This is a genomic window from Hamadaea sp. NPDC050747, assembly GCF_040654195.1.
GTDB lineage: Bacteria > Actinomycetota > Actinomycetes > Mycobacteriales > Micromonosporaceae > Hamadaea.
Map to the genome: position 1 here is coordinate 357,688 of NZ_JBFAHM010000004.1, position 21,383 is coordinate 379,070.

A 21,383-nucleotide genomic window follows, 5' to 3' on the forward strand; every position below is an offset into this window, starting at 1 on the left:
GCCATGGACGAGGTTTATCTCGGATCACCGACGTACGCGCTGGGCGCCCAGAAGCGGCACGTCCGCGAGTCCGCCGAAGCGGGGCTGCTCCGGTCGGCCGCGAGCGACCTGGAGGCGGCCGGCTTCCGGTGGCATCACGTGTGCGGGCCGGACGAGACGGCGTACGACTTGGCGCGCCGGGCGGTCGCGGAGATCGAGGCCGGCGGCGGCCTGCACGACATCGACGCGATCGTCTACGCGACCTGCCTGCCCGAGCCGCAGGACGGCCCGGTACGCGACGTGAAGGTGCTCATGGACTTTCCGGCCGGCCGGTTGCAGGCGGAGTTCGGGTTGCGCGACGCGGTCGTCGTCGGGGTGCATCAGCAGGCCTGCACGGGGATGCTCGGCGCGCTGCGGATCGCCCGGGCTCTTCTCGCCACCGAACCGGGGTGGCGGCGGGTGTTGTGTGTGACCGCCGACCGCTTTCCCGACGGCGCCTGGTACGAGCAGGCGTACAACGTGATCTCGGACGGCGCCGCCGCCTGTGTGGTCGGCAGGGAGCCGGATGTCTGTCGATTGCTGACGGTGCACCAGATCACCAACGGCGGCCTCGGCCGGGCCGGTGACGACGAGACCGTCGGCACCTATTTCGCGTACACGCACCGGATCGTGCGCGAGACCGCCGCGCGGATCGGGGCGTCGCCGGCCGAGCTGGACTGGATCGTGCCGCAGAACACCCACGAGCAGGCGTGGCGCATCCTGGCCCGGTTGCTGGCGGTCGACCACGGCCGGGTGTGGCATCCGTCGTTGCCGGACGTGGGCCACGTGATCTCCGCCGACGTGGTGGTGAACCTGACCGCGCTGCTGGATTCCGGCCAGGCGCGGCCCGGTCAGCGGATCGCGCTGGCGATGGCCGGGTTCGGGCTGAACTGGCAGTGCGCGGCGCTGGAGGTGACGCGATGAGCGCGTTGGCGACCGCGTTGGCGGAGGTCGCGCCGACGGCCGAGCGGCTCAGCCGCTTGTCGCAGCGGGCCTTCCAGAACCCCTACACGGCGGTCGAGTGGCCCGCGACAGTGGACCCCGAACTGGACTGGTTCACCAGCCCCGAATACGTCAGCCTCTACGGCACCGAAGTGTGGTCGGGCCTCGACGAGAAGGCTCGCCGGCGGCTCGCCTTCCACGAGGCGGCCGGCTTCTACAGCCTCAACATCCACGGCGAGAAGTCGTTGATGCAGGGGCTCGCCGCCCGGCTGTACCGCAGCGATCTGGCCGCCTTCACCGGCTATCTGCACCACTTCCTCGACGAGGAGAACAAGCACAGCGTCTACTTCGGCGGCTTCTGCACCCGGTACGCCCGGGTGCACCGGACGCGACAGCTGCCGTTCGCCACCGAGCGGCCGCGCGACGTGGACGACTTCCTGTTCTTCGCCAAGACGATGATCTTCGAGGAGATCGTGGACCACTACAACCGGGTCCAGGCCCGGGATCGGCGGCTGCACCCGCTGGCCCGGTTCATCAACGACAGTCACCACCGGGACGAGGCCAGGCATCTGGCGTTCGGCCGTCAGCTCGTCGGCGCGCTCTGGGCCGCGGGAGCACCGTGGCGGGAGGAGGCGGAGATCCGGGCCGACCTCAGCCGGTTCGTGACCGCTACCTGGCGCGACTACTACCACCCTGACGTCTACGCCGACACCGGGTTCGCCGAACCCTGGGAACTGGCCGACGCGGCCTGGTGCGCGCCCGCCCAACGGGAGCATCGCCGCCGGGTCTCGGCCAAGTGCCTGCGGGTGCTGGCGGCGGCCGGCGTACTGGTCGAGGAGCCCGCCGATGCGTTCTGAGCCCGAGATCCGGCAGGCGTTGCGGACGTTCGTCGCGCGGCACGCCGGTGACGTCGTGATCACCGATCAGACCGCACTGTTCTCGGTGCGCGTGCTGCGATCGATCCACCTGCCGGAGCTGATCATGCTGCTCGAACGGCTGCGCGGTGCGCCGATCGACGTCGAACAACTGCGGATCGGCGACTTCGACAGCATCGACGCGATGCTCACCCGATTCGGGGGGCCATCATGACCACCCTCGCCGAGCTGACCGACCTCGGGCTCCGCTGGGACGCGTACGGGCAGTCCGGGCTCTCCGGGCCGTTGCTGCGTCTCGCCGAGGACCTCGACGGCGCGTTCCGCCGCCTTGCGGCACAGTGGAGCGCCACCGAGGAATGTCCACCCCCGACACTGCCCGCCTCGGCCCTCACCGGCCACCTGCGCGCGTTCCCGCAGCAGGCCACGTTCGCGTTCGGGCTCGAACCCACCGACGCCAACCTCGGCGAGTTCGCCGACGGCCCGGTGGTCGACGAGGAGGGGTCCGTGGTGCTCACGCGCACCGGCCCGGTCACGGCGGTCCTCACTCCCGCCGCCTGCTTCCACGTGTACGCACAACGCCGAGGTGCGCAGCTGGCGCAAGCGGCGTACGTGACGACGCGGACCACCTGCTTCCGGCGCGAGGAGCGGTACGACCCGCTGCGGCGGCAGTGGAGCTTCTCGATGCGGGAGATCGTCTGCCTGGGCACCCCGGCCGAGACGGCGTCGTTCCTCGCCGAGACCCGGGAGCTGGTCGACGACTTCGCTCGCCTGATCGACCTGCCGCTGAGCTGGTCGCCCGCGACCGATCCGTTCTTCCGGCCGCATCGCCAGCCGGGGTTCCTGCTGCAACGCGTACTGCCGGTCAAACACGAGGCGGCGTACGGGTCGCTGGCGCTGAGCTCGGCCAACCGGCATCACGAGCACTTCGGCTCCGCCTTCGGCATCTCGCGGGCGGGCGTACCGGCGTCGACCGCCTGCGTCGCCTTCGGCCTCGAACGCTGGCTGTACGCCGTCGTCGACCGGCACGGAACGAACCCGGACGGCTGGCCGGATCTCACTACTCTCACGGACAAGGTGGTTACCCGATGACGACCCTGATCACCGGCGCGGACGGCTACCTGGGCAGTCGCCTCGCCGCCGCCCTCGCCGCCACCGACGACCTCGTCCTCGCGGTACGCGCGGCGGACAACGCCGAGCTGAACCGCAAGCGGGCGAAGCTGGCCCATCTTCCCGGGGCGGAGGTCGTCCCCGCCGATCTGCGCGACGGCGACCCGTTCGCGTACGTCGACCCCCGGCGAATCACCCGCATCGTTCATGCCGCCGCGCTCATCCGGTTCGACCTCGATGAGACGACCGCCGAGCAGGTCAACGTGGCCGGGACGGCCCGCGTACGCGACTTCGCCCTCCGCTGCGACCGCCTCGACCGGCTCGTGTTCCTGTCCACCCTGTACGCGGCCGGCCGCCGTCGCGGCGAGGTACGCGAAGAGCGCCTGGCCGACGCCGGATTCGTCAACCACTACGAGTGGTCGAAGTGGGCGGCGGAGGAGGTCCTGCTCGACGCGGATCTGCCGTTGACCGTCCTGCGCCTGCCGACTGTGATCGCCGAGGACGGGAGTGGCGAGATCGGTCAGTTCAACGTCTTCCACCACACGCTGCGGTTGTTCCATCGGGGTCTGCTGACCTTGGTGCCCGGTGATCCGGCGACGCCGTTGAGCCTGGCCACCGCCGAGTTCACCGTCGACGCCGTCGGGGCGCTGCTCGCCGCCGATCCGGGGATCTACCACGTTTGCGGCGGCGCCCTCCCGCTCGGCACGGTCATCGACGCCGCGTTCACCGTGTTCGAGCAGGACCCGGTTTTCCAGCGGCGGATGCTGCCCCGGCCGGTGCCCTGCGACCGGGCCGCGTTCCTCGACCTGGCCGACGCCGCTCAGCGACTCCGGGGCGGCGCCCTGCAACCGGCGCTGCCCTCGATGCTGCCCTTCGCCGAACAGCTGTACCTGCCCAAGACGTTCCGGACCGATCGGCTGCGGGCGGCCTGGCCCGCCCATGCCGGTCCCGACCGACCCGACCCGGTCGCCGTGGTGACGGCGGCGAGCCGTGCCCTGGTGGCCGGCTTGGCCGGTCCGGTGGAGAGGAGATCCCATGCTGCGGCGCGATGAACTGCCCGGAGCCGTCGACGACCGGCTGTTCTTCGCCCAGGTCCGGGAGGATCCGCAGGTCGAGATCGACGCGCTCGCCGGGCACTGGGACGGCCCGATCGCCGTCGTCAGCTCGGCCGGGTGCACCGCGTTGTCGCTGGTCGCCGCGGGCGCACCAGACGTCACCGGGGTCGACGTCAACCGTACGCAGAACCACCTCGTGGAGTTCAAGGCGGCCGCGATCGACCGGCTGGATCGGCCGGCCGCACTCGGGCTGCTCGGTGCGGTCCCGATGAGCGCCGACGACCGGCGGTACGCGTACCGGGGCATCCGGGGGGTGTTGAGCCCGGCGGCGAGCCGCTATTGGGACGGCCGCTCCGCCGCTGTCGGCCGGGGCGTGCTCCAGTCCGGCGTCACCGAGCGGCTGATGCGGCTGATCGCCCGGGTCGTCCGCACGACGCACCGGAGCCGGGTGCCGCAGTTGCTTCGTCTGTCCACCATCGATGCACAGCGGCAGTTCTACCGGGACGAGTGGGACACCCCGGCCTGGCGGGCGCTGTTCCGGGTGCTGTGCAACCGGCTGGTGCTGCGGCGGGCGTACGACGAGAGGTTCTTCGCACACGTCGAGAATCCGAGCTATGCGGCGCACTTCCACGCCGTCGCCGAGCACACGCTGACGAATCTCACGGTGTCGGACAACTACTTCCTGCACTGTCTGCTCACCGGCAGCTATCCGGTCGAGAGCCGGCCGCCCTATCTGGCCGGGACCGTGCCGGTCGACCGCCTCCGGCTCGTCGACGCCACGTTCACCGACTATCTGCGTACGCGCCCCGACCGCAGCATGGCCGGGTACGCGCTGTCGAACATCTGCGAATGGCTGACACCGGACCAGATCGACGAGTTGTTCGCCGAGATCGTCCGCACCGCCCGGCCCGGCGCGCGCCTGGTCTTCCGAAACTTCGTCGGCTGGACCGAGGTGCCCGAACGCTGGCGTGACGCCGTACGCGAGGACCGCCCGCTCGGCGAGAAGATGATCAGCGGCGACCGGAGCCTGTGCCAGCGCCGGGTCGCCGTCTGCGAGGTGGCCGGATGAGGGTCCGTGACGCTCGGCCCGGCGACAACGCCGGACTGGTGAGCCTGGCCGCGCAGTCCACGATGGACGGGGACCTCGCGCTGCGGTTCGACCGCGAACCGGACTACTTCGCGCTGAACCGCCTGGCCGGGCAGGAGTGGCGGGTCGGCGTGGTCGACGGCGACTCCGGGCCGCTCGGATGCATCGCAGTCGCCCGGCGGACCGCGTACCTCGACGGCGAACCCGGCTCGATCGCGTACGTCGGAGATCTGAAGGTCCACCCGGACTTCCGGCGGCGGGGCGTCGCGCGAGCGCTCGGGCAGTGGGCGTACCAGACCGCCTTGGACCTGGTGGGGCCGACGGCGCCGATGATCTCGACGATCCTGGCGGGCAACGACGCCGCCACGACGCTGGCCCTGGGGTTCGTCCCCGGCGTGACTCGGTGGGCGACGATCCGCTCGGCCAGCGTGGATCTGCTGACCCGCCATCGGCCACGCCGATCGGACCTCGCCGTACGCCTCGCCGGGCCGGCCGACGAGCCGGAGATGGTCAAGCTTTGGCACCGGCTGGCCGTGCGGCGGCAGTTCGCACCCGCCCTCGACGGGTTCCCGCTCGAGCAGCCCGGCCTGGACTACCTGCTGGCCCGCCGGCCGGACGGTGAGCTCGCCGGCTTCGTCGGGCTGTGGGACCAGCACGAGATCAAGCAGATGCGGGTCATGGGCTACTCCGCCCGGCTGGCCGCCGTCCGGGTCGCCTTCAACGCCGCCGCGCCGCTGTTCGGGGCGCCCCGCCTGCCGAAGCCGGGCGGCGCACTGGCCTACCGGACGGCGGTCAACGTCTGCGCCTCCGATGTCGAGACGCTGCAGACGCTGCTGCGCCACGGTTGCGACCGGCTGCACGGACGGTATTCGTTCCTCACCGTCGGCCTCGACGTCGGCGACCCGCTCGCCCGAGCGTTGACGGGGTTGCGGGCGCAGCCCACCGATGTGGATCTGCTCGTCCTCAACGGCCCCCGCGATCGCCGTACGCCGATCCACTTCGAGATCGCGACGGTCTAGGCCCCTGCCCTGAGTGTCCATAGTGCACGATTGGTGATCGACATCCCGGAAAGTGTCGCCGGGCCTCCGGATTTCGACACGCGACGGGCTGTGGATCATCGCGAGTGGCACCGGCACAGCGCGGTGTCGGTGGCCGTGGCTAGAGTGCCGCGCATGACAATGCGTCGTGGTTGGGTCTCCGCCGGGCTGGGACCCCGTCGTCCGGTGAGCGGGACCTACGGCTTCGACCCCGCCGAGGATCTCCCGTCCCTTCCGGTGGATCACCCGGGCGGGCTCCACGCCTGGATGACCGGCCTGATCCCGCTCAACGAACTCGCCAAGGGCCGCTACGGGCTCGACACGCTGGGCGGGCCGGTCCGCGTGGCAGCGCATCGAGCCGCTTTGCCCGAGTCGTTCGTCGCCTTCGTGACCGACCCGGCGCTGCGCGACTCCGTCCCCACCTGCACGTCGTGCTACTGGGAAAGCGACCTGCCGACCGCGCCCAGCCCGGTCACCGAGGGCGCCACTCTCGTCCGCTTCCTCAACGACCAGCAGGGCTGCCTGTTCTGGTACCTGCACCTGCTGCCGACCGGCGAGCACGAGGTCCTCTGCGGCGGCATCGCCTACGACTGCGAGGAAGCCGATCCGCAGGAGGCGGCCGAGGACCTCCTGCTGGTCGCCGACGGCTTCGACGAGTTCATCGCCCGGTTCTGGATCGAAAACCTCGCCTGGTACGAGGTCGTCGGCCAGAAGCGCCCCGAAGAAGAGCTGTCGCCACCCGTACGCGACTACGTCCGCCAGCTAGGCCCGATCGAGGAACTCGGCTGACCACCGGCGTCAGTGGGGAATCGCGCGGCGCGGACGGACCTCGGTCTGCTCGCGGTAGGCCTCGATCGCGAGCCCGACCTCCAGCGGCGTACGGGAGTGCTCGATCAGGTCGCGGTAGCGCAGTTCGCCGGCCAGCGCGTCCAGCCCCACCACGAAGTACAACGCCATCAACGGGTTGACGAACAGCTCGGTGCCACGCGTCCGCACGGTCACCGGCGCGTTGCCGAACTGACCCCGCAGCGCCGCCGCGACCTGCCCGTGCACGATGCTGGCATGCTTCGGGTGTTCGCGTGCGGCGTGCGCGACCGCCTCCAGGTAACCGTCCGGCGACACGGTGCAGGCGCCGTGATAGCCGCCCGCCCGTTGTAGCGCGGCCAGGTTCTCCAACACGTGCGCATGGCAGACACCGTGATGTGAGTCGATGCCGAAGCCCAGACTGACGACCAGTTTCAGCGGCACGTCGAGGCCGGCGACCGCTGTCAGGCTGGTCATGTCCTCCTCCGGCGTGCCGATGCCGGCCTCGTCGCCCCGCATCAGGATGTCGGTGCCGCCGTCGGCCAGGACGATCGCGTCGACGCCGAGCACCTCGACCAGCTTCCGGTAGGCCGCCCGCAGCGGACGGACGCCGGTGCGTTCGAAGGCGTACACGACGGGATCGTGGCCCTTCGTGTGCAACCAGCGGGCGAGCGCGCGTTCGGGAAAGTACCGGTCGTTTCCGGGCGAGTCCGGCCGGATCGCGGCGAGCCCCGTACGCAGCCACGCGTCCGGCTTGAGCATGCCCAGTTCGCTGATCGAGAAGCCGGCCAGCGACACCTCTACGCCTTCAGCCCGCAGCGCGAGGGCGAGCGGGAGCCCGGCGTACACGTCGAAGCCACCGCCGGCCCCGGCGATGAGCACATGACGGGCCGACCGGAGGCGGTCGGCGATGGGCAGGGAAAGCAGCGTCACGCGGTCACGGTAACGACCGTCTCGACGTGTTCGCGACGCATTTCAGCTGAGCAGGGCCAGCAGGAAGTCGGTCTTCGCCTGGGTGTACGCACGCGCCGGGCGTCTGCCGGACGGCCAGGTCGATCACGGGTTTCGCGGCGAGCCCCGGGACGGAGGTCGAGCCGATGTGCTCGACGCCGCCACTCAGCCCGCCGAGCACCGTCGCCACCTCGGCCGCGTACGCCGCGCCGGTGGGCAGCCACGACGGGTCGTGGTCGACGACTGTCACGGTTCCGTAGGGCAAACCGAGCTGGGCCATGCCGTGACTCTACGGGCCCAGGGTACGAGCTGAAGCAGGCCGAACGTCACCTCCACGGCGAGAAAGCCCCACAGGATTCCGCTCACCCCGTGCCCCAGGGCGTACGCGAACCAGGTGGAGAACAGCATCCGGGCGATGCCGTCCAACAGCCCGTGGATGGGCAGCGTACGCGTGACCCGCAGCAGCGCCCAGATCAGCACGACCGAGCCCATCAGGGTGGCGTACAGCGATTGGAGAGGGTCGAGGGGCGGGAAGCCGCCGAGGCCGACCGCCGTTCCCACGGCCGACAACGCGTCGTGCAGCAGCGCGTACGTCCACGGGGTGGCGAATCCGGCCGTCACGACCAGGTCGTACCAGGCGCTGATCCGGACGACACGCAGGTAGTTCTTCGTCATGATCGGGACGCTAAACCCTGGAGTACGCTTCAAGGTCAAGTCAGGGAGGAACATGCGCATCGGGGAACTCGCCGAACGGGCCAGGCTGACCACGGACGCCGTGCGGTTCTACGAGAGGGTCGGGCTGGTGTCGAGCCGTCGGCTGAGCAACGGATACCGCGACTTCCCGCCCGAGACGCTGCCCTGGCTGGAGTACGTCCGGACGGCGCAACGCCTCGGGTTCTCGCTGGCCGAGATCGTCCGGGCCGGCGAGCGGCTGAAGGACTCCCCCGACAGCGCCGCGGCGCTGTCCGCGTTGTTCGCCGAGAAGATCGAGGTGATCGACGCCCGGATGGCCGACCTCGCGGCGATGCGGGCGGAGCTGACCGAACGGGTCGCCACAGCGTGCCCACTGCAAGTCGCGGCGACCGCATGAGGTCGGACGCCGGTGACGAACTCGCTCCCGTGCCTCCGACGACCTTGACCGCGCTGGAGAACGCACTGCGAGCCAGTTGGGCCGCCGACACGTGCTCCCCCGACGACCTGGAGCGGTGGGGCTGGGACGGCGCCAATCCGTCCCGCGGCCACTGCGATGTGACCGCGTTGATCTTGCACGACCTCTTCGGCGGCGACCTGGTCCTGGGCGACGTGCACACCGCCGACGGGGCGCCGCAGGGCTACCACTGGTGGAACCGCCTGGGCAGCGGGATCGAGATCGACCTGACCCGCGAGCAGTTCCAGGCGGGCGAGGTCGTCTCCGGCGCCCGGATCGTCCAGCGGCCGCCCGGTCCGTTGAAGCGGCGCAACGACGAATACGAGCTGCTGCGGCGGCGGGTCGAGGATCAGCTCGGCGAGCCGCTTCCGCGTCACGACACGGCTCAGGCGTCGGTGTAGCCGATCTTCTGCAGGTCGTACCAGGTCTTGTAGAGGCCACCCCGGGCGATCAGCTCGTCGTGCGTACCTTGGTCGACCAGGCGGCCCTCGTGGAGCACGAAGATGACGTCCGCGTGGCGTACATTGGCGAGCCGGTGGGTGATCAGCACGGTGGTCTTCGTGCCGTGCCGGGCGCGGACGGACGCGAACAGGGCGGCTTCGGCTCGGGCGTCCAGCGCCGACGACGGCTCATCCATGATCAGCAGATCCGCGTCCTTGAAGAACCCGCGAGCGGCGGCGAGCCGCTGCCATTGGCCGCCGGACAGGTCCTGGCCGCCTTCGAAACTGCGGTCGAGCAGGGTGGCGTACCCGTGGGGCAGGTCGAGGATCATCTCGTGGGCGACCGCCGCCCGGGCGGCCGCCTCGACCGGATCGCGCCCCCCGTCGACCGCCAGGTCGCCCAGGCGGATGTTGGTCTCGGCGGTGAACGGCCACTGCCAGTGGTCCTGCGTCACCGCCCCGAACGCGGCCCGCACCGCGGCGGCGTCGAGGTCCGGCAGCCGGTGCTCGTCCCACCAGACGGTGCCCTGATCCGGTGCCCGCAGTCCAGTGAGGACCGCGGCGAGGGTGGTCTTGCCCGAGCCGTTCTCCCCCACGAACGCCACTGTCTGTCCGGCTTGGATGGTCAGGCTCACCCCGTCGATCGCCGGGCGGTCGCGGTCGGCATACCGGAGGGTCACCTCGTCGAGCCGGAGCGTGCGGAACCGTTGCGGCACAACCGGTTCCACCGGCCCGTCGGGGGTCAGCCCTCGCGCCCGGGTCAGGAACTCCTCCAGATCACGCAGGTGACGGCCATCGGCGTACAACTCGTTGATGTAGATGGTGGCCACGTGCAGGCTGTTCCGCGCCGATTGGAGAGCGACCACGGCGGTGGCTGCGGCCGCGAGCGGGAGGTGCCCGGTGATCAGGAGGCCCGCGAGCAGGCCGTAGACCCCGGCGTTGCAGGCGCCCGTGATGATCGCGCCGACGGTGGTCGTGGCGGTGACCGCTCGCGCGAGCCGCAGCTGGGCCGCGGTCTCGGCGTCCATGACCACGTCGTACTGTCGCAACAGGAAGTCGCGCAGATGGTAGGCGCGCAGTTCGGCGGCGGATCCGCGGCGTGCCATCAGCTCCGTGAGGATCCACACTCGACGGCGGCGGATCGAGCCCAGCAGATATTCGCGGTAGCGCTGCCCGCCCGCGCGCAGCGCCGCCCAGGCCTCGGGGACGCTCGCGGCGAGCAGCGCCACCGGCAGCAGCGGGTGCAGCAGCGCGAGGGCGGCGCCCGCGGCGATCACCCCGATGACGCCCGCCAACAGGTTGATCGCGTGCCGGACCACATTCCACACCGCGTCCACGCCTCGCCCGCTGCCGCGTTCCAGCTCGTCCGTGAAGCCTTCACTGTCGTACGCCGAAAGGGGCACCGCGGTCGTCGCCTCGAAGAGGGAGCGCTCGGCCTGCTGGCGCAACCTGGGTTCGAGGCGGGTCTGGGTCCACCCGGAGGCGATGCCGAGCCCGCCGCGCACGGCGATGAGAGCGACCAGGGTGAGCAAGGCGGGCAGGGCGGCCTCGACGCGTTCGACGGTCGGGCCCTGCGACAGCACGGCGATGAGCACCCGTTGGGTGGTCAGCAGACCCAGCGTCGCCAGGACACCGGCGGTGACCGTGATCGCGATGGTGGCGATCGTGCCCGCCCGGTCGGCGGCGATCGCCCGGCGGAACGCGGTCGCGATGAGGCGCGGAAGGGCTTTGGCGACCCCGGTGATCCCGGCGTCGACGCGCGCTTGGAGGCCGACCTCCCACCAGGCGCTGCGCAACTTCGGTAGCTCGCTCACCCGCTCTATCGTCGCGGCGTGAGCCCGATTCACGAAGAGTCCTACGCCCTTACGTGAGCGCCTTCGCGTAACAGTGGGTCCAGAGCTGGCCGACGTACTTTCCGTAGCGCGGGGTCTCGGCGTATCCGCTGCTCTCGTAGAGGGCCATCGCCTCGGGCTGCAGATTGCCGGTGGTGAGCCGGATCGTCTGATATCCCCGCGCACGACCTTCGTCTTCCACCGCCGCCAGCAGCGCCCGGGCCAGTCCGCGACCCCGGTACGCCGGGCTGACGAACATCCGCTTCACCTCGCCGGTTTCGTCGTCGGCGTGTTGCAGCGCGACGCAGGCCACCGCCTGCCCGTCGACCACCGCGACGAGGTAACTCGCGTCGGTCTGGACGTGCGACCGGCCCTCGGCCCCGTATCGGGCGACGAGTTGCGCGAAGGCCGCGTCGAGCAGGGCGGCCAGGTCGGGATCCCCGAGTTCCCGCTTCTCCACGTGCATGTGATCACCGTAGGCCGAGCGCGTTACGCAGTTGTTTCGCGACCTCGGCTGCCGGCCTCCGTCGGCCTCAGCGGCGGCCGCCCGGCTCCCAGGCGTACACGTCGATGACGGCGTACCGGTCGGCGGTGAGGATGCCGCGGGCCGCGTCCGCGTCGGCCGCCCGCAGCAGCGCCGCCGTCCCCAGCCAAGCCGCACCGTCATCCGACAGCAGCGGCCCGTACGCGATCAGCCCGTCTTCCTGGCGTGCCTCCAGGTCAGCCGGTTCGCCCTCGCCCAGCCCCAGCACGAGGTAACGGTTGGCCTCGTCGCGCAGCCCTGGGAACTCCCACATCGTCCGACCGAGCAGATTGCGCCACCGCCGCAGCAGCACATCCCGGTACGCCCCGGCCTGGTAGTTCGGCTCCTCGAAGGCGAACCGCCGGGCGGCGGCCGCATCCGGCAGGTCGACGATGTGCACGCTGCCGAGCAGGGTCTCGCCGTCCACCGAGAAGACCGGACCCCGCGCGATCAGCTCCGCCTCGAACCCATCCATGTACGCCCAATGCGGCTCGATCAGCGCGTCCCGCAGAGACAGCGAACCCGGGCGGTCGCGGTGGTAGCAGAAGAACTCCATGTCGATCATCTTGGTGCACGCGTTGGCCGCGCCACGGATCGGGTGCTTGATCCACATCCCGTTCCGTGTCGAAATCGCGGCCGGATGCGACACACGACGGGATGTCGATCACTCGTCGCACGACGAAAAAGATCCCGAACGCCCGGTCCGCGGCGAGTGTAGGCGCCCACGCGATGCCTAGCTTGGAGGGCGGCGGGGATGAGGCTGTTCGGCCCCTTCTCGGACGTCGCCGAGTGACTTCCCGCCACCCTGACCGCACGCCCGGACTTCAGGTCAGCTGACCGGCCCAATCGATGTGAGCGAAGCCTACCGTTCGGATAGGACAGAATCGGGGCGGACGTTCCAGGAGCCGAGCACCGGCTGGTCGTGCTCGCTGGTCAGGATGCTGACCGTCGCGGTGTGCGGATGCGCCAACAACCGCCCCGCCTCGGGGGGCAGGCCGAGCCACCGAGCGGCGAGGACGCGTTGCAGGTGGCCGTGCAGCACGAGCACGACGTCACCGTCGGACAAGAGCGGCCGGACTCGGGCCAGGACGGCGTCGACCCGGCTCGCGACCTGGGCCGCCGTCTCACCGGGATGAGCCGCGTCTGCGGGGAGGACGCCGTCGCGCCAGAGGTCCCAGTCCGGACGGGTCGCCTCGATCTGCCGCTCGGTCAGGCCCTCGTAGCCGCCGTAGTCCCACTCCCGCAGATCGTCGTCGGCACGCACGTCAGCGAGGCCGAGCAGCGTCGCGCTCTGCACCGCGCGCCCGGCCGGGCTCGTGAACGCCGCCGCCACCGGACGGGATGCGAAGACGGGCCTCAGACGGCGTACGGCGGATCGGCCGGCCTCCGTCATCGGGATGTCGGTGCGTCCGGCGTACTGGCCGGTGCGGCTCCACTCGGTCTCGCCGTGGCGTACGAGGATCAGCTCGCCCATGTCAGGAGTTCCAGCCCGCTTGCTCGCACAGCGTCAACACCTCGCGGAACGCCGCCAGGTTCTCCTGGAACACGTCGAGGCGGTGCAACTGGTCGTCGACAGTGTCAGTGCCCGCCTTCTGCTTCTCCGCGTACGCGTCCACCGTGTCGGCGTAGCGCTCGCTCTTCAGGGAGGCGACCGCCAGCGCCGCTGTCGGAAGGCTGCGGTTGGATCGGCGGCGGTGCAGGCTGCATGTTTCGATCCTTTGTGGAGGTACGGCGATTGGTCAAGCGCCGCCGACGGTACCAGCCGTCATCGCATCGAGCGGCGCGCCTGGACGGAACCTCCCGTCAGGAGGCGGTGGGGGCGCGCGCGGGGGTCGGCCGCATTCTCGCGGGCTTGACCAGAGTGGCGATGGTGCCGACGACGAGGCCCAGGGTCAGGGCGGTCGCCTGCATGACGGCGGCGACCAGGTCGCTGAGCGCCTCGCCGGTCTGGCCGCCTTCGAGCGTGGTGAGTCCGCGCAGCGCCACCGCACCGACGGTGAGGGCGAAGAACCCGCCGAGGATCAAGACGATGCGCGGGGGCGTGTTCTCGGACCATTCGAGGAGGCCGACCGCGGCCGACAGCACGACACCGGCGACGAAGGTCCCGGCGATGTGGTCGGTCAGGGCGGTGGCCACCAGTTGGGTGCCCCAGGCCAGGTAGACGAGCAGGAGCATCCAGAGGAAGTCACGGGGGCGGGCGGTGAAGGTCAGGACCAGGCCGATCGTGAAGGGGATCCAGGAGGCGACCACGATCCAGAACGGCAGGCTGTCCGGAACGGTTCGTTCGGAGAGGCTGGCCGCGCCGGCTTGGGTGATCTCGGCCGCGATGATCAAGCCGACGGCCAGTTCGACGAGGATGAAGACGGCTTGGGCAAGCCGGACCGCACCCGGGGTGAACTGCCCGACGGCGAGTTCGGCGGCGGCCGCGCAGAGGTAGTCGCCGGGGATGAGCACGAACAGCGCCGGGATCATGACCAGCACCGGGCCCCCGGGCGCGTTGGCGGCGTCGAGTAGTCCGAACGCCACCACGCCGACGGCGATGGGGCCGATGATCGGCAGGACCAGGTCCATCCGGCGGAAGCGTCCGGCCAGCAGGAACAGCAGACCCATGACGAGGCCGAGCAGGGCGCTCGAGCCGACTTCCCGCCAGGTCGCCTGGACGCTGGGCGCGAAGCCGACGGCGAACAGCGCGACGCCGATCACTTTCAGCCAGTCGGGGAAGGGCGCCCGGCTGCTCTCCAGTGTGGTCAGGGCGCGGTCGGCCTCGGCCAGCGTCAGCCGGCCGGAGGTGATCGCGGTGACCAGGTTTTTCGATTGCGCCACCCGGTCGAGGCGGGCGAGTTGGGGGACTGCGCGTACGGTCACGACGGATTCCGGGCCGTCCGGGTGGGCCACCGTGACGACGGCGGCCTCCGCGATGAGCAGCACGTCGGCCCGGACGCCGAAACAGGCGCCGACCCGCCGGACGACGTCGCGTACGTCGAACGCGCCTTCGGCGCTGTTGCGCAGGAAGAAGCGGGTGAGCCGCCGCAGGAACGCGTCGATCTCCGCGGGTTCGCCGCTCACGTTTCCACGGTCCCGGGCATGACCTCACGATAGCGAGTCATTTCCGACTTAGCGCACGATTTCCTGCCGAACCCGCAACCCGTCAGAGTGTCCTATGATCAGCGGCCATGCGGGGTCAGAAGCTGCTGGGATGGCTGGGCGTGCTGGGCATGTCCGGCCTGCTGGTCTACGCCGTCTACACCAACTGGCCCCGGGAGCAGGGCCCGCGGCCGTACGTCGCGCCGTCGTTCGCCGAGCCGTCCGAGGCCGGGCACAAACGCGCCTTCCACGAGATCTGCCCGCTGATCAACCGGCCCGAGGTCCTCGCCCTCGTGGAGACTCCGCCCGAGGTGCACGGCCAGGGCACGTCGTTCGACCCGGACGGGATGTCCTACCTCAGCTGCAACGTCAAACTGCCGACCCGAGCCGTCCGGCTCGACGTCGGGCGCGGCGTCGACGTCGCCGCCATGACCGAGGCGGCCACCGGCGGGCACAAGCTCACGGTGCTCGGGCGCCCCGCGATCTACGAACAGGAGCATCTGATCGCTCCGACCGCGCGGCTCACGATCGCGTGGGACCCGAGCGATCCCAGCGCGTACGCGAGCATCGCGGTCTTCCAGAACCAGGGGTACGCCGACGAGGCGACCCTCGTCGCCATGGCGGAACTGATCGTGCCGAACTTGAAACGCTGAAACCCGTTGCTGCGGCACACGATCCTCCTCTACCGTCAGGCGTCCGGTGATCGAGGCCGGGCACGGGGAGGATCACGATGACGAAGCTGAATCAGATCATCGCGCTGGAGAAGGGCGTCAAGGCCACCGCCGAGACGACTTTGACGAAGGCGTACCACGAGGCGCAGAAGCCGGACCTGTTCGCGGGTCTCATCCGGACCTACGAGCCGCTGGAGGAGGACGGTTACGTCCTGCCTTCGGAGTCGAAGAAGGTCACCGCAAAGGTGCCGGCGCTGGTCTCGGAGATCCAGGCGGCCGTGGAGCGGCTGATCGACCTCACGCTGACCAAGGACACCGCGAACGCGGGTGCGAAGGCCGATGTGAAGGTCGGCGACACCGTCCTGGCGCGCGACGTCCCGGTGACGACGCTGCTGTGGCTGGAGAAGCAGCTGACGAACCTGCGGACGTTCATCTCCAAGCTGCCGGTCACCGACGTCGCCGACGACTGGACGTGGGACGCCGACAACCAGGTGTTCCGGTCGGCCACCGTGAAGACCATGCGGTCGCGCAAGTCTGAGGACTTCATCGTCGTCGTTCCGCCGACGGACAAGCACCCGGCGCACGTGGAGAAGGTGACCAAGGACGTCCCGGAGGGCACCTGGTCGACCACGAAGCTGTCCGGCGCGGTTTCGCCGTCGCAGCGCGACACCTGGCTGGCGCAGGTCACCGCGGTGACCGAGGCCGTCAAGACCGCGCGCGAGCAGGCGAACCTGGCCGAGGTGGTGGACGCCAAGATGGGCAAGGCGATCCTGGACTTCATCTTCACCGAGAACCGCGCCTGACGCGGCGCGCCCAGAGACCCCCGGCTTCGGCCGGGTGAGCACAAGATGAGATTGAGGCTTGAGTTCATCACTGACGCGGGCCGGCAGTGTGCAGGTTCGAGTCCTGCCCGGGGCACTCACGTCCCGGTAGCCCAACTGGCAGAGGCGACCGGCGGCATCCAGACTCTTGCTCCAAGCTCAACCACAGTTCGGCCAGTTCGCATCGATCAGCGCCAGGCAGTGGATTCGCAGACCCCAGTTCGAATCTGGGCGGGACCTCTCTCGTGGTCTCGTGGAGTAGCGGCAACTCGGCAGCCGATAGGAATGACCTGGAGCTTTAAATGTGGCGGCGAGCGCCGGACGCGACGTGATGGCGCAGTAGCAGCGCATCGGACTCTTCATCCGACGGACGCCGGTGCGAATCCGGCTCACGTAACAGGGGGCCACGCCAGGGTAGGCGTGGCCCCCGCCTATGCGGCCGGTTCGGTCAGGCCGCCGCTGCCGGCACGCGGACGTCGGTGAGCACGAGGTTGCGGCCGTCCCGCCAGAAGAATCCGTGCAGAATGAAGGTGAGCCGGGTGGCCTTCACCTTCGCGTCCCGCACGACGAAGACGACTTTGAGCCGCTGGCCGTACGGCAGGCCGCTGTCGCCGGTGCTGCCGCCGAAGGGAACGTCCGTGAGCTCATTACCGGTTTGGTCGACGATGAGGTAGCCCATCTGGCCCGGCTTGGACTTCGTCGTACGCGTGACGTAGGCCGTGATGGTGATCGACGGGAACGTCTCACCCATCCATTTGCTGGACGTACGCCGCGTCGACACGACCTCGAACCGCATGCCGTACCCTTCGGCGACCCAGGGGGCCGGGCCGGTGGCGGCGACGGTGATCGGCTCGTTCCGCCCGCAGATGTCGGTCAGCAGTTTCTCGCAGACCACCGGGAAGCCGCGCTGGACTGCGTAGGTGAGGCCGACGCCGCCGATGCCGACGACGAGCATGACGACGACCACCCAGACGACGGACACGTAGCGGATCCGCCGCGGCGTGGCTTCCGGCCGGCCCGGATGCTCGACCGGCGGCGGGGGCTCACCCTTGGGCAGCACCGTGAGGAGCAGGGCGACGACCGCACTGACCCCGATGAGGGCGAGCACGAGCGGCACCGGGTCCAGCTTGTCCTGCGTGATGACGGTGATCCCGATGCCGCCCGCGTTGCTCAGGATCTCCGCGACGATGGTGGCCAGGACGCCGATCCAGGCGCGCTTGCGCCGCACGGCCGGTCGGGTCGGCGCGCGCTGTCCAGGCATCTCCACAGGGGCGAATGCTAGGTCAGCGGGCGCTCACCGTCAGTCGGCCATGCGACGCGTACGCATCGCGAGGAGCGCGTCGATCTCGCCGATGTGCCCGAAGCTGCCCTGCAGGACGGGCGCGAGCCAGCTGTAGCGGCTGCGCTGCCCGCCCAGTCCGGGGGCGGGCTCATGGAGTTGCCCGGTGGTCAGGCCGCTCAGGTCGGCCCGGAGGCTGTCCGTCACCTCGGAGAAGTACGCCAGCAGCTCGGCCGAGGTCAGGAACGGAACGGCGTCGACCTCTTCGACGGTGAAGCCGGTGACCACGCCGTAGCCCTGGAAGCCGAGTCCGGTCGGGTCGTAGCCGGTGCGGGCGGCCCACCCGTTGCGGTGCCACACTTCGCCGCTGACCGGCTCGGCGCGCCACGCCTGGTGGGTGAGCAGGTCGAGCCAGCGGGTGAAGTGCCAGAGCGTGACGCCGACGCTGTTGCCGCCGGGGTCGGGCCGGTACGCGACGGCGTCGTCCGGCAGATCCTGGAAGCGGTGGCGGACGGCTCCGGCCAGCTCGTCGAGCCAGGTCGCGAACAGGTCGACGACGGTGTCGGGGGCGGCGGCGGCCGAACCTCGGCCGGTCTCGTCGGTCACGACGTTCCCTTCTTGACGTGAGCAGCCTTGACGTGAGCGGGCTCGACGTGAGCGGGCTCGACGTGAGCGGAGTGAACCTGAGCGGCGGCGATCAGCACGACGGCGGCAGCCCGGGCGTCCAGCGCCGGTTGGGGGCCGGGATCGACCAGGGCGGTGGCGACCGCCCCCTCCATCAGGACTTTCAGCTGCCGGGCGAGCGCTTCCGGATCGCGTACGCCCATCGCGACGGTCCGCGTGGTGATGAAGTCCAGCAGCCGTCGCTTGTGGAGGCTGGCGACCGGGCGTGCGGGGTGATCGGGGTCGGGCAGGTCGGCGGCGGCGTTGACGAACATGCAGCCTCGGTAGCCCGGTCCGGACGCAGCCTCGCTGAGCAGGTCGAAGACGGCGAGTAGCTGGCCCTCCGGGTCGGCCGCGCGAGCGGAGACGGCCGCGGTCAGCTGGTCGTGCCAGCCTGCGCTGCGGACGGTCAGGGCCTCGGCGACGAGCGCGTCCTTGCCCGGGAAGTGCAGGTAGAGGGTGCGTTTGGTGGTGCCGGCCTGGCCGGCGATGGCGTCCACGCCGACGGCGTTGACCCCTCGGGCGGCGATGAGGTCGATCGCGCTGGCGATCAGCGAACTACGGGCGGTCCCTCGCGGTGTCACGCCTACTACATATACCGGTCGGTGTACTAGCCCGCAAGTGCGACGATGTTCACCAGCGACGGCGGGCGCACGATCACTCGGGCCACTTCGGACGCGCCCAGCGTCGTGCGTACCTTCTGGGAGGCGAGAGCGAGCTCCCGCAAGCGCGACTCGCTGACGTCCGGCGGCACCGCGAGCTTGTCGCGGACCTTGCCGTTGACCTGGACGACGCAGGTGACCGACTCGGTGACCAGGAGCGCGGGGTCGGCGACCGGCCAGGGCCGGGCGCAGACCGACGGCGGGTGGCCGAGCCGCTCCCACATCTCCTCCGCGGTGAACGGCGCGAAGCACGACACCATCGCCGCCAGCGCCTCGACACCCTCCCGGGTGACCGGACCGCTCGGCGAAGCCTTGCGCAGCACCGTCGTCAGCTCCATCAGTCGCGCGATGGCCACGTTGAACCGGCGACCGTCCATCGCGGACGTGGTCTCCGCGATCAGGCGATGCACCGCTCGCCGCAGCTCCTCATCGGACTCTCCCGTGGACGGTGCGAGCGACCCGGACAACCGCCACAGGCGGGCAAGCCACTTGACCGCACCGGCAGGCGAGACGTCGGCCCAGTCGATGTCGTCCTCGGGCGGCCCGGCGAACAGCATCGTCACCCGGACGGCATCGGGCCCGTAGCTCGCGATCTGCTCCTGGAGATTGACGAGGTTGCCCAGCGTCTTGCTCATCGCCTTGCCGTTCATGATGACCTGGCCCTGGTTGGTCAGCCGGGTGAACGGTTCGGTGAACGGCAGCAGACCGAGGTCGTGCAGGGCCTTGGTGAGCCAGCGGGCGTACATGAGGTGGCCGGTGGCGTGCTCACGGCCGCCGATGTACTCGTCGACCGGCAGCCAGCGGTCCACGCCGGCCGGATCGAACGGCCCGCCCTCATACGACGGATTCGGGTAGCGCAGGAAGTACCACGAGGAGTCCACAAAGGTGTCCATCGTGTCGGTGTCGCGCCGCGCGGGGCCGGCGCACTGCGGACAGTCCACTGTCACCCAGTCGGTCGCGCTCGCCAACGGTGACCGGCCGTCCGTCGGCCGCAGGTCGTAGCCGCTCGCAGGCAGGGTCACGGGCAGTTCGTCGTCGGGCACCGGCACCAGCCCGCACTGTGGACAGTGAACGATCGGGATCGGCGTGCCCCAGTAGCGCTGCCGGGAGATCAGCCAGTCGCGCCACCGGTAGGTGACCGCCTCCTGCGCGCCGATCCGCTCGACGATCGCTTGTTTGGCCTCAGTGGACGCCAGCCCGGTGAACTCCCCCGAGTCGACCAGCCGCCCCTCCCCCTCGGTGGCGACGTCGGTCTCGCGCGGGTCGGCTTCGCCGGTTTCGATCACTGGGCGTATTGGCAGCGCGTGGACCAGCGCGAAGTCCAGGTCCCGCTGATCGTGCGCGGGCACCGCCATGATCGCGCCGGTTCCGTAGTGGGCCAGGACGTAATCGGCCGCGTACACCGGCAGACGCTCGCCGGTCGCCGGGTGGATCGCGTACCGGCCCAGGAAGACGCCGGTCTTCGGCCGGTCCGCCGCCAGCCGCTCCAGTTCGGTCGCGGTCGCGGCCTGCTCACGGTAGGCCTCGAAGGCGGCCCGCCGGCCGTCGCTCACCAGCTCCGCGGCGAGCGGCGCGTCCATCGCCACCACCAGGAAAGTCGCGCCGAACAACGTGTCCGGGCGTGTCGTGAACACCCGGACCGCGTCGTCCCGGCCTTCGATCTCGAACAAGATGTACGCACCAACGGAGCGCCCGATCCAGTTACGTTGCATCGCCAGGATCTCGTTGGGCCAGCGCCCGGCCAGCTGAGCCATGTCGTCGAGCATCCGCTGGGCGTACCCGGTGGTGCGGAAGAACCACTGCGTCAACGGCCGCTGGACGACCACCGCGCCGCACCGCTCGCAGCGGCCACCGACGACCTGTTCGTTGGCCAGCACGGTCTGGTCGTTCGGGCACCAGTTGACCGCCGCCTCCTTCCGGTACGCGAGGCCGGCCGCGAACAGCCGCAGGAACAGCCACTGGTTCCACCGGTAATACTCGGGATCCGACGTGTGCAGCCGCGTACGCCAGTCGAACGAAACGCCGAGGCGGCGGAACGAGCGCGCCTGGGTCTCGATGTTGGCGTAGGTCCAGTCGCGGGGGTCGAGGCGGCGTTTGAGGGCCGCGTTCTCGGCGGGCAGCCCGAAGGAGTCCCAGCCGATCCCGTTGAGCACGTTCTGGCCCCGCATCCGCAGATAGCGGGCGATCGCGTCGCTGATCGAGTAGACCTCGGCGTGGCCCATGTGCAGGTCGCCCGACGGATACGGGAACATGCTGACGACGTACGACCGAGGCGTGTCGTCGTCCCGCGCCCGATAGACGCCCAGCTCGTCCCAGATCGCGATCCACTTGTCGACGACCGGGTTCGGGTCGTACGCCTCTTCGCCGCTGTCGATGGCCATCTAC

At 70.3% G+C, this 21,383-nt stretch carries 25 protein-coding genes and 1 tRNA gene; 13 read left to right on the forward strand and 13 right to left on the reverse strand.

Features of this window, described 5'->3' with window-relative positions:
* Positions 1–3 precede the first annotated feature (3 nt).
* From AB0H43_RS11065 to AB0H43_RS11100, 8 genes are all read left to right on the forward strand, one after another.
* The gene (locus AB0H43_RS11065) at positions 4–942 is read left to right on the forward strand and encodes a 3-oxoacyl-[acyl-carrier-protein] synthase III C-terminal domain-containing protein (RefSeq protein ID WP_359999096.1); all 939 of its coding nucleotides are present in this window, start codon (positions 4–6) and stop codon (positions 940–942) included.
* On the forward strand, positions 939–1,817 hold the full coding sequence (locus AB0H43_RS11070) for a diiron oxygenase (protein WP_359999097.1): 879 nt from the start codon (positions 939–941) through the stop codon (positions 1,815–1,817). Before AB0H43_RS11065 ends, AB0H43_RS11070 begins: the two co-directional genes overlap by 4 nt.
* Positions 1,807–2,049: a hypothetical protein gene (locus AB0H43_RS11075; protein ID WP_359999098.1), complete on the forward strand. Its 243-nt coding sequence runs from the start codon at positions 1,807–1,809 to the stop codon at positions 2,047–2,049. The genes AB0H43_RS11070 and AB0H43_RS11075 overlap by 11 nt, the downstream gene beginning before the upstream one ends.
* Positions 2,046–2,924 carry a hypothetical protein gene (locus tag AB0H43_RS11080; RefSeq protein WP_359999099.1) on the forward strand — a complete coding sequence of 293 codons (879 nt, stop codon included), beginning with the start codon at positions 2,046–2,048 and terminating at the stop codon, positions 2,922–2,924. Before AB0H43_RS11075 ends, AB0H43_RS11080 begins: the two co-directional genes overlap by 4 nt.
* The gene (locus AB0H43_RS11085) at positions 2,921–3,994 is read left to right on the forward strand and encodes an SDR family oxidoreductase (RefSeq protein WP_359999100.1); all 1,074 of its coding nucleotides are present in this window, start codon (positions 2,921–2,923) and stop codon (positions 3,992–3,994) included. The genes AB0H43_RS11080 and AB0H43_RS11085 overlap by 4 nt, the downstream gene beginning before the upstream one ends.
* Positions 3,978–5,066 (forward strand): DUF3419 family protein, encoded by a 1,089-nt coding sequence (locus AB0H43_RS11090; RefSeq protein WP_359999101.1) that lies wholly within the window; start codon positions 3,978–3,980, stop codon positions 5,064–5,066. Before AB0H43_RS11085 ends, AB0H43_RS11090 begins: the two co-directional genes overlap by 17 nt.
* The gene (locus tag AB0H43_RS11095) at positions 5,063–6,103 is read left to right on the forward strand and encodes a GNAT family N-acetyltransferase (protein ID WP_359999102.1); all 1,041 of its coding nucleotides are present in this window, start codon (positions 5,063–5,065) and stop codon (positions 6,101–6,103) included. The genes AB0H43_RS11090 and AB0H43_RS11095 overlap by 4 nt, the downstream gene beginning before the upstream one ends.
* Positions 6,104–6,256: 153 nt before the next feature.
* Positions 6,257–6,910 (forward strand): hypothetical protein, encoded by a 654-nt coding sequence (locus AB0H43_RS11100; protein WP_359999103.1) that lies wholly within the window; start codon positions 6,257–6,259, stop codon positions 6,908–6,910.
* A 9-nt stretch (positions 6,911–6,919) separates the two neighbouring features.
* On the opposite strand, the gene AB0H43_RS11105 is transcribed toward AB0H43_RS11100, so the two are convergent.
* The 3 genes from AB0H43_RS11105 to AB0H43_RS11115 are packed head-to-tail and all read right to left on the reverse strand — an operon-like array spanning position 6,920 to position 8,551.
* A complete protein-coding gene (locus AB0H43_RS11105; protein ID WP_359999104.1) occupies positions 6,920–7,858 on the reverse strand; it encodes a DUF1152 domain-containing protein in 939 nt (312 codons plus the stop codon).
* A gap of 4 nt (positions 7,859–7,862) precedes the next feature.
* Positions 7,863–8,156 carry a GrpB family protein gene (locus AB0H43_RS11110; RefSeq protein WP_359999105.1) on the reverse strand — a complete coding sequence of 98 codons (294 nt, stop codon included), beginning with the start codon at positions 8,154–8,156 and terminating at the stop codon, positions 7,863–7,865.
* Complete coding sequence (locus AB0H43_RS11115; protein ID WP_359999106.1) at positions 8,123–8,551, reverse strand: hypothetical protein; 429 nt, start codon at positions 8,549–8,551, stop codon at positions 8,123–8,125. Before AB0H43_RS11115 ends, AB0H43_RS11110 begins: the two co-directional genes overlap by 34 nt.
* A gap of 52 nt (positions 8,552–8,603) precedes the next feature.
* On the opposite strand from AB0H43_RS11115, the gene AB0H43_RS11120 reads away from it, so the two are divergent.
* Together AB0H43_RS11120 and AB0H43_RS11125 are read left to right on the forward strand one after the other, a co-directional pair.
* Complete coding sequence (locus AB0H43_RS11120; RefSeq protein ID WP_359999107.1) at positions 8,604–8,966, forward strand: MerR family transcriptional regulator; 363 nt, start codon at positions 8,604–8,606, stop codon at positions 8,964–8,966.
* A 29-nt stretch (positions 8,967–8,995) separates the two neighbouring features.
* Positions 8,996–9,424 (forward strand): hypothetical protein, encoded by a 429-nt coding sequence (locus tag AB0H43_RS11125; RefSeq protein WP_359999108.1) that lies wholly within the window; start codon positions 8,996–8,998, stop codon positions 9,422–9,424.
* Here the strand turns inward: AB0H43_RS11125 and AB0H43_RS11130 are convergent.
* The 6 genes from AB0H43_RS11130 to AB0H43_RS11155 form a co-directional block, all read right to left on the reverse strand.
* The gene (locus AB0H43_RS11130; RefSeq protein ID WP_359999109.1) at positions 9,409–11,277 is read right to left on the reverse strand and encodes an ABC transporter ATP-binding protein; all 1,869 of its coding nucleotides are present in this window, start codon (positions 11,275–11,277) and stop codon (positions 9,409–9,411) included. The two genes, AB0H43_RS11125 and AB0H43_RS11130, sit on opposite strands and share 16 nt — an antisense overlap.
* A gap of 49 nt (positions 11,278–11,326) precedes the next feature.
* Positions 11,327–11,761, reverse strand: a complete 435-nt coding sequence (locus AB0H43_RS11135) for a GNAT family N-acetyltransferase (protein WP_359999110.1) — start codon at positions 11,759–11,761, stop codon at positions 11,327–11,329.
* Positions 11,762–11,828: 67 nt separating this feature from the next.
* The gene (locus AB0H43_RS11140; protein WP_359999111.1) at positions 11,829–12,431 is read right to left on the reverse strand and encodes a YciI family protein; all 603 of its coding nucleotides are present in this window, start codon (positions 12,429–12,431) and stop codon (positions 11,829–11,831) included.
* A 249-nt stretch (positions 12,432–12,680) separates the two neighbouring features.
* Complete coding sequence (locus AB0H43_RS11145; protein WP_359999112.1) at positions 12,681–13,292, reverse strand: histidine phosphatase family protein; 612 nt, start codon at positions 13,290–13,292, stop codon at positions 12,681–12,683.
* A gap of 1 nt (position 13,293) precedes the next feature.
* The gene (locus tag AB0H43_RS11150) at positions 13,294–13,434 is read right to left on the reverse strand and encodes a hypothetical protein (RefSeq protein WP_359999113.1); all 141 of its coding nucleotides are present in this window, start codon (positions 13,432–13,434) and stop codon (positions 13,294–13,296) included.
* A gap of 187 nt (positions 13,435–13,621) precedes the next feature.
* Positions 13,622–14,884, reverse strand: a complete 1,263-nt coding sequence (locus AB0H43_RS11155; protein ID WP_359999114.1) for a threonine/serine exporter family protein — start codon at positions 14,882–14,884, stop codon at positions 13,622–13,624.
* A gap of 107 nt (positions 14,885–14,991) precedes the next feature.
* On the opposite strand from AB0H43_RS11155, the gene AB0H43_RS11160 reads away from it, so the two are divergent.
* The 3 genes from AB0H43_RS11160 (at position 14,992) to AB0H43_RS11170 (ending at position 16,791) form a co-directional block, all read left to right on the forward strand.
* Positions 14,992–15,555 (forward strand): hypothetical protein, encoded by a 564-nt coding sequence (locus AB0H43_RS11160; protein ID WP_359999115.1) that lies wholly within the window; start codon positions 14,992–14,994, stop codon positions 15,553–15,555.
* A gap of 77 nt (positions 15,556–15,632) precedes the next feature.
* Positions 15,633–16,376 (forward strand): hypothetical protein, encoded by a 744-nt coding sequence (locus AB0H43_RS11165; RefSeq protein ID WP_359999116.1) that lies wholly within the window; start codon positions 15,633–15,635, stop codon positions 16,374–16,376.
* A gap of 342 nt (positions 16,377–16,718) precedes the next feature.
* A tRNA-Lys gene (locus tag AB0H43_RS11170) sits at positions 16,719–16,791 on the forward strand.
* A 51-nt stretch (positions 16,792–16,842) separates the two neighbouring features.
* Here the strand turns inward: AB0H43_RS11170 and AB0H43_RS11175 are convergent.
* From AB0H43_RS11175 to leuS, 4 genes are read right to left on the reverse strand one after another with little or no spacing between them, the layout of a single operon-like run.
* Positions 16,843–17,661, reverse strand: coding sequence for a hypothetical protein (locus AB0H43_RS11175; protein ID WP_359999117.1), 819 nt, complete (start codon positions 17,659–17,661; stop codon positions 16,843–16,845).
* 33 nt (positions 17,662–17,694) lie between these two features.
* Complete coding sequence (locus AB0H43_RS11180; protein ID WP_359999118.1) at positions 17,695–18,279, reverse strand: DinB family protein; 585 nt, start codon at positions 18,277–18,279, stop codon at positions 17,695–17,697.
* Positions 18,276–18,920, reverse strand: a complete 645-nt coding sequence (locus AB0H43_RS11185) for a TetR family transcriptional regulator (RefSeq protein WP_359999119.1) — start codon at positions 18,918–18,920, stop codon at positions 18,276–18,278. The genes AB0H43_RS11180 and AB0H43_RS11185 overlap by 4 nt, the downstream gene beginning before the upstream one ends.
* Before the next feature lie 26 nt (positions 18,921–18,946).
* Positions 18,947–21,379, reverse strand: a complete 2,433-nt coding sequence (leuS, locus tag AB0H43_RS11190; protein WP_359999120.1) for a leucine--tRNA ligase — start codon at positions 21,377–21,379, stop codon at positions 18,947–18,949.
* Positions 21,380–21,383: the final 4 nt, after the last annotated feature.

Bases quoted from the DNA above. Each gene is read 5' to 3' on its own strand.
- AB0H43_RS11075 (WP_359999098.1), top strand. From the start codon at position 1,807: ATGCGTTCTGAGCCCGAGATCCGGCAGGCGTTGCGGACGTTCGTCGCG.
- AB0H43_RS11100 (WP_359999103.1), top strand. From the start codon at position 6,257: ATGACAATGCGTCGTGGTTGGGTCTCCGCCGGGCTGGGACCCCGTCGT.
- AB0H43_RS11115 (WP_359999106.1), bottom strand. From the start codon at position 8,551: ATGACGAAGAACTACCTGCGTGTCGTCCGGATCAGCGCCTGGTACGAC.
- AB0H43_RS11140 (WP_359999111.1), bottom strand. From the start codon at position 12,431: ATGTGGATCAAGCACCCGATCCGTGGCGCGGCCAACGCGTGCACCAAG.
- AB0H43_RS11120 (WP_359999107.1), top strand. From the start codon at position 8,604: ATGCGCATCGGGGAACTCGCCGAACGGGCCAGGCTGACCACGGACGCC.
- AB0H43_RS11145 (WP_359999112.1), bottom strand. From the start codon at position 13,292: ATGGGCGAGCTGATCCTCGTACGCCACGGCGAGACCGAGTGGAGCCGC.
- AB0H43_RS11070 (WP_359999097.1), top strand. From the start codon at position 939: ATGAGCGCGTTGGCGACCGCGTTGGCGGAGGTCGCGCCGACGGCCGAG.
- AB0H43_RS11160 (WP_359999115.1), top strand. From the start codon at position 14,992: ATGCGGGGTCAGAAGCTGCTGGGATGGCTGGGCGTGCTGGGCATGTCC.
- AB0H43_RS11090 (WP_359999101.1), top strand. From the start codon at position 3,978: ATGCTGCGGCGCGATGAACTGCCCGGAGCCGTCGACGACCGGCTGTTC.
- AB0H43_RS11135 (WP_359999110.1), bottom strand. From the start codon at position 11,761: ATGCACGTGGAGAAGCGGGAACTCGGGGATCCCGACCTGGCCGCCCTG.
- AB0H43_RS11085 (WP_359999100.1), top strand. From the start codon at position 2,921: ATGACGACCCTGATCACCGGCGCGGACGGCTACCTGGGCAGTCGCCTC.
- AB0H43_RS11110 (WP_359999105.1), bottom strand. From the start codon at position 8,156: ATGGCCCAGCTCGGTTTGCCCTACGGAACCGTGACAGTCGTCGACCAC.
- AB0H43_RS11080 (WP_359999099.1), top strand. From the start codon at position 2,046: ATGACCACCCTCGCCGAGCTGACCGACCTCGGGCTCCGCTGGGACGCG.
- AB0H43_RS11095 (WP_359999102.1), top strand. From the start codon at position 5,063: ATGAGGGTCCGTGACGCTCGGCCCGGCGACAACGCCGGACTGGTGAGC.
- AB0H43_RS11065 (WP_359999096.1), top strand. From the start codon at position 4: ATGGACGAGGTTTATCTCGGATCACCGACGTACGCGCTGGGCGCCCAG.
- leuS (WP_359999120.1), bottom strand. From the start codon at position 21,379: ATGGCCATCGACAGCGGCGAAGAGGCGTACGACCCGAACCCGGTCGTC.
- AB0H43_RS11165 (WP_359999116.1), top strand. From the start codon at position 15,633: ATGACGAAGCTGAATCAGATCATCGCGCTGGAGAAGGGCGTCAAGGCC.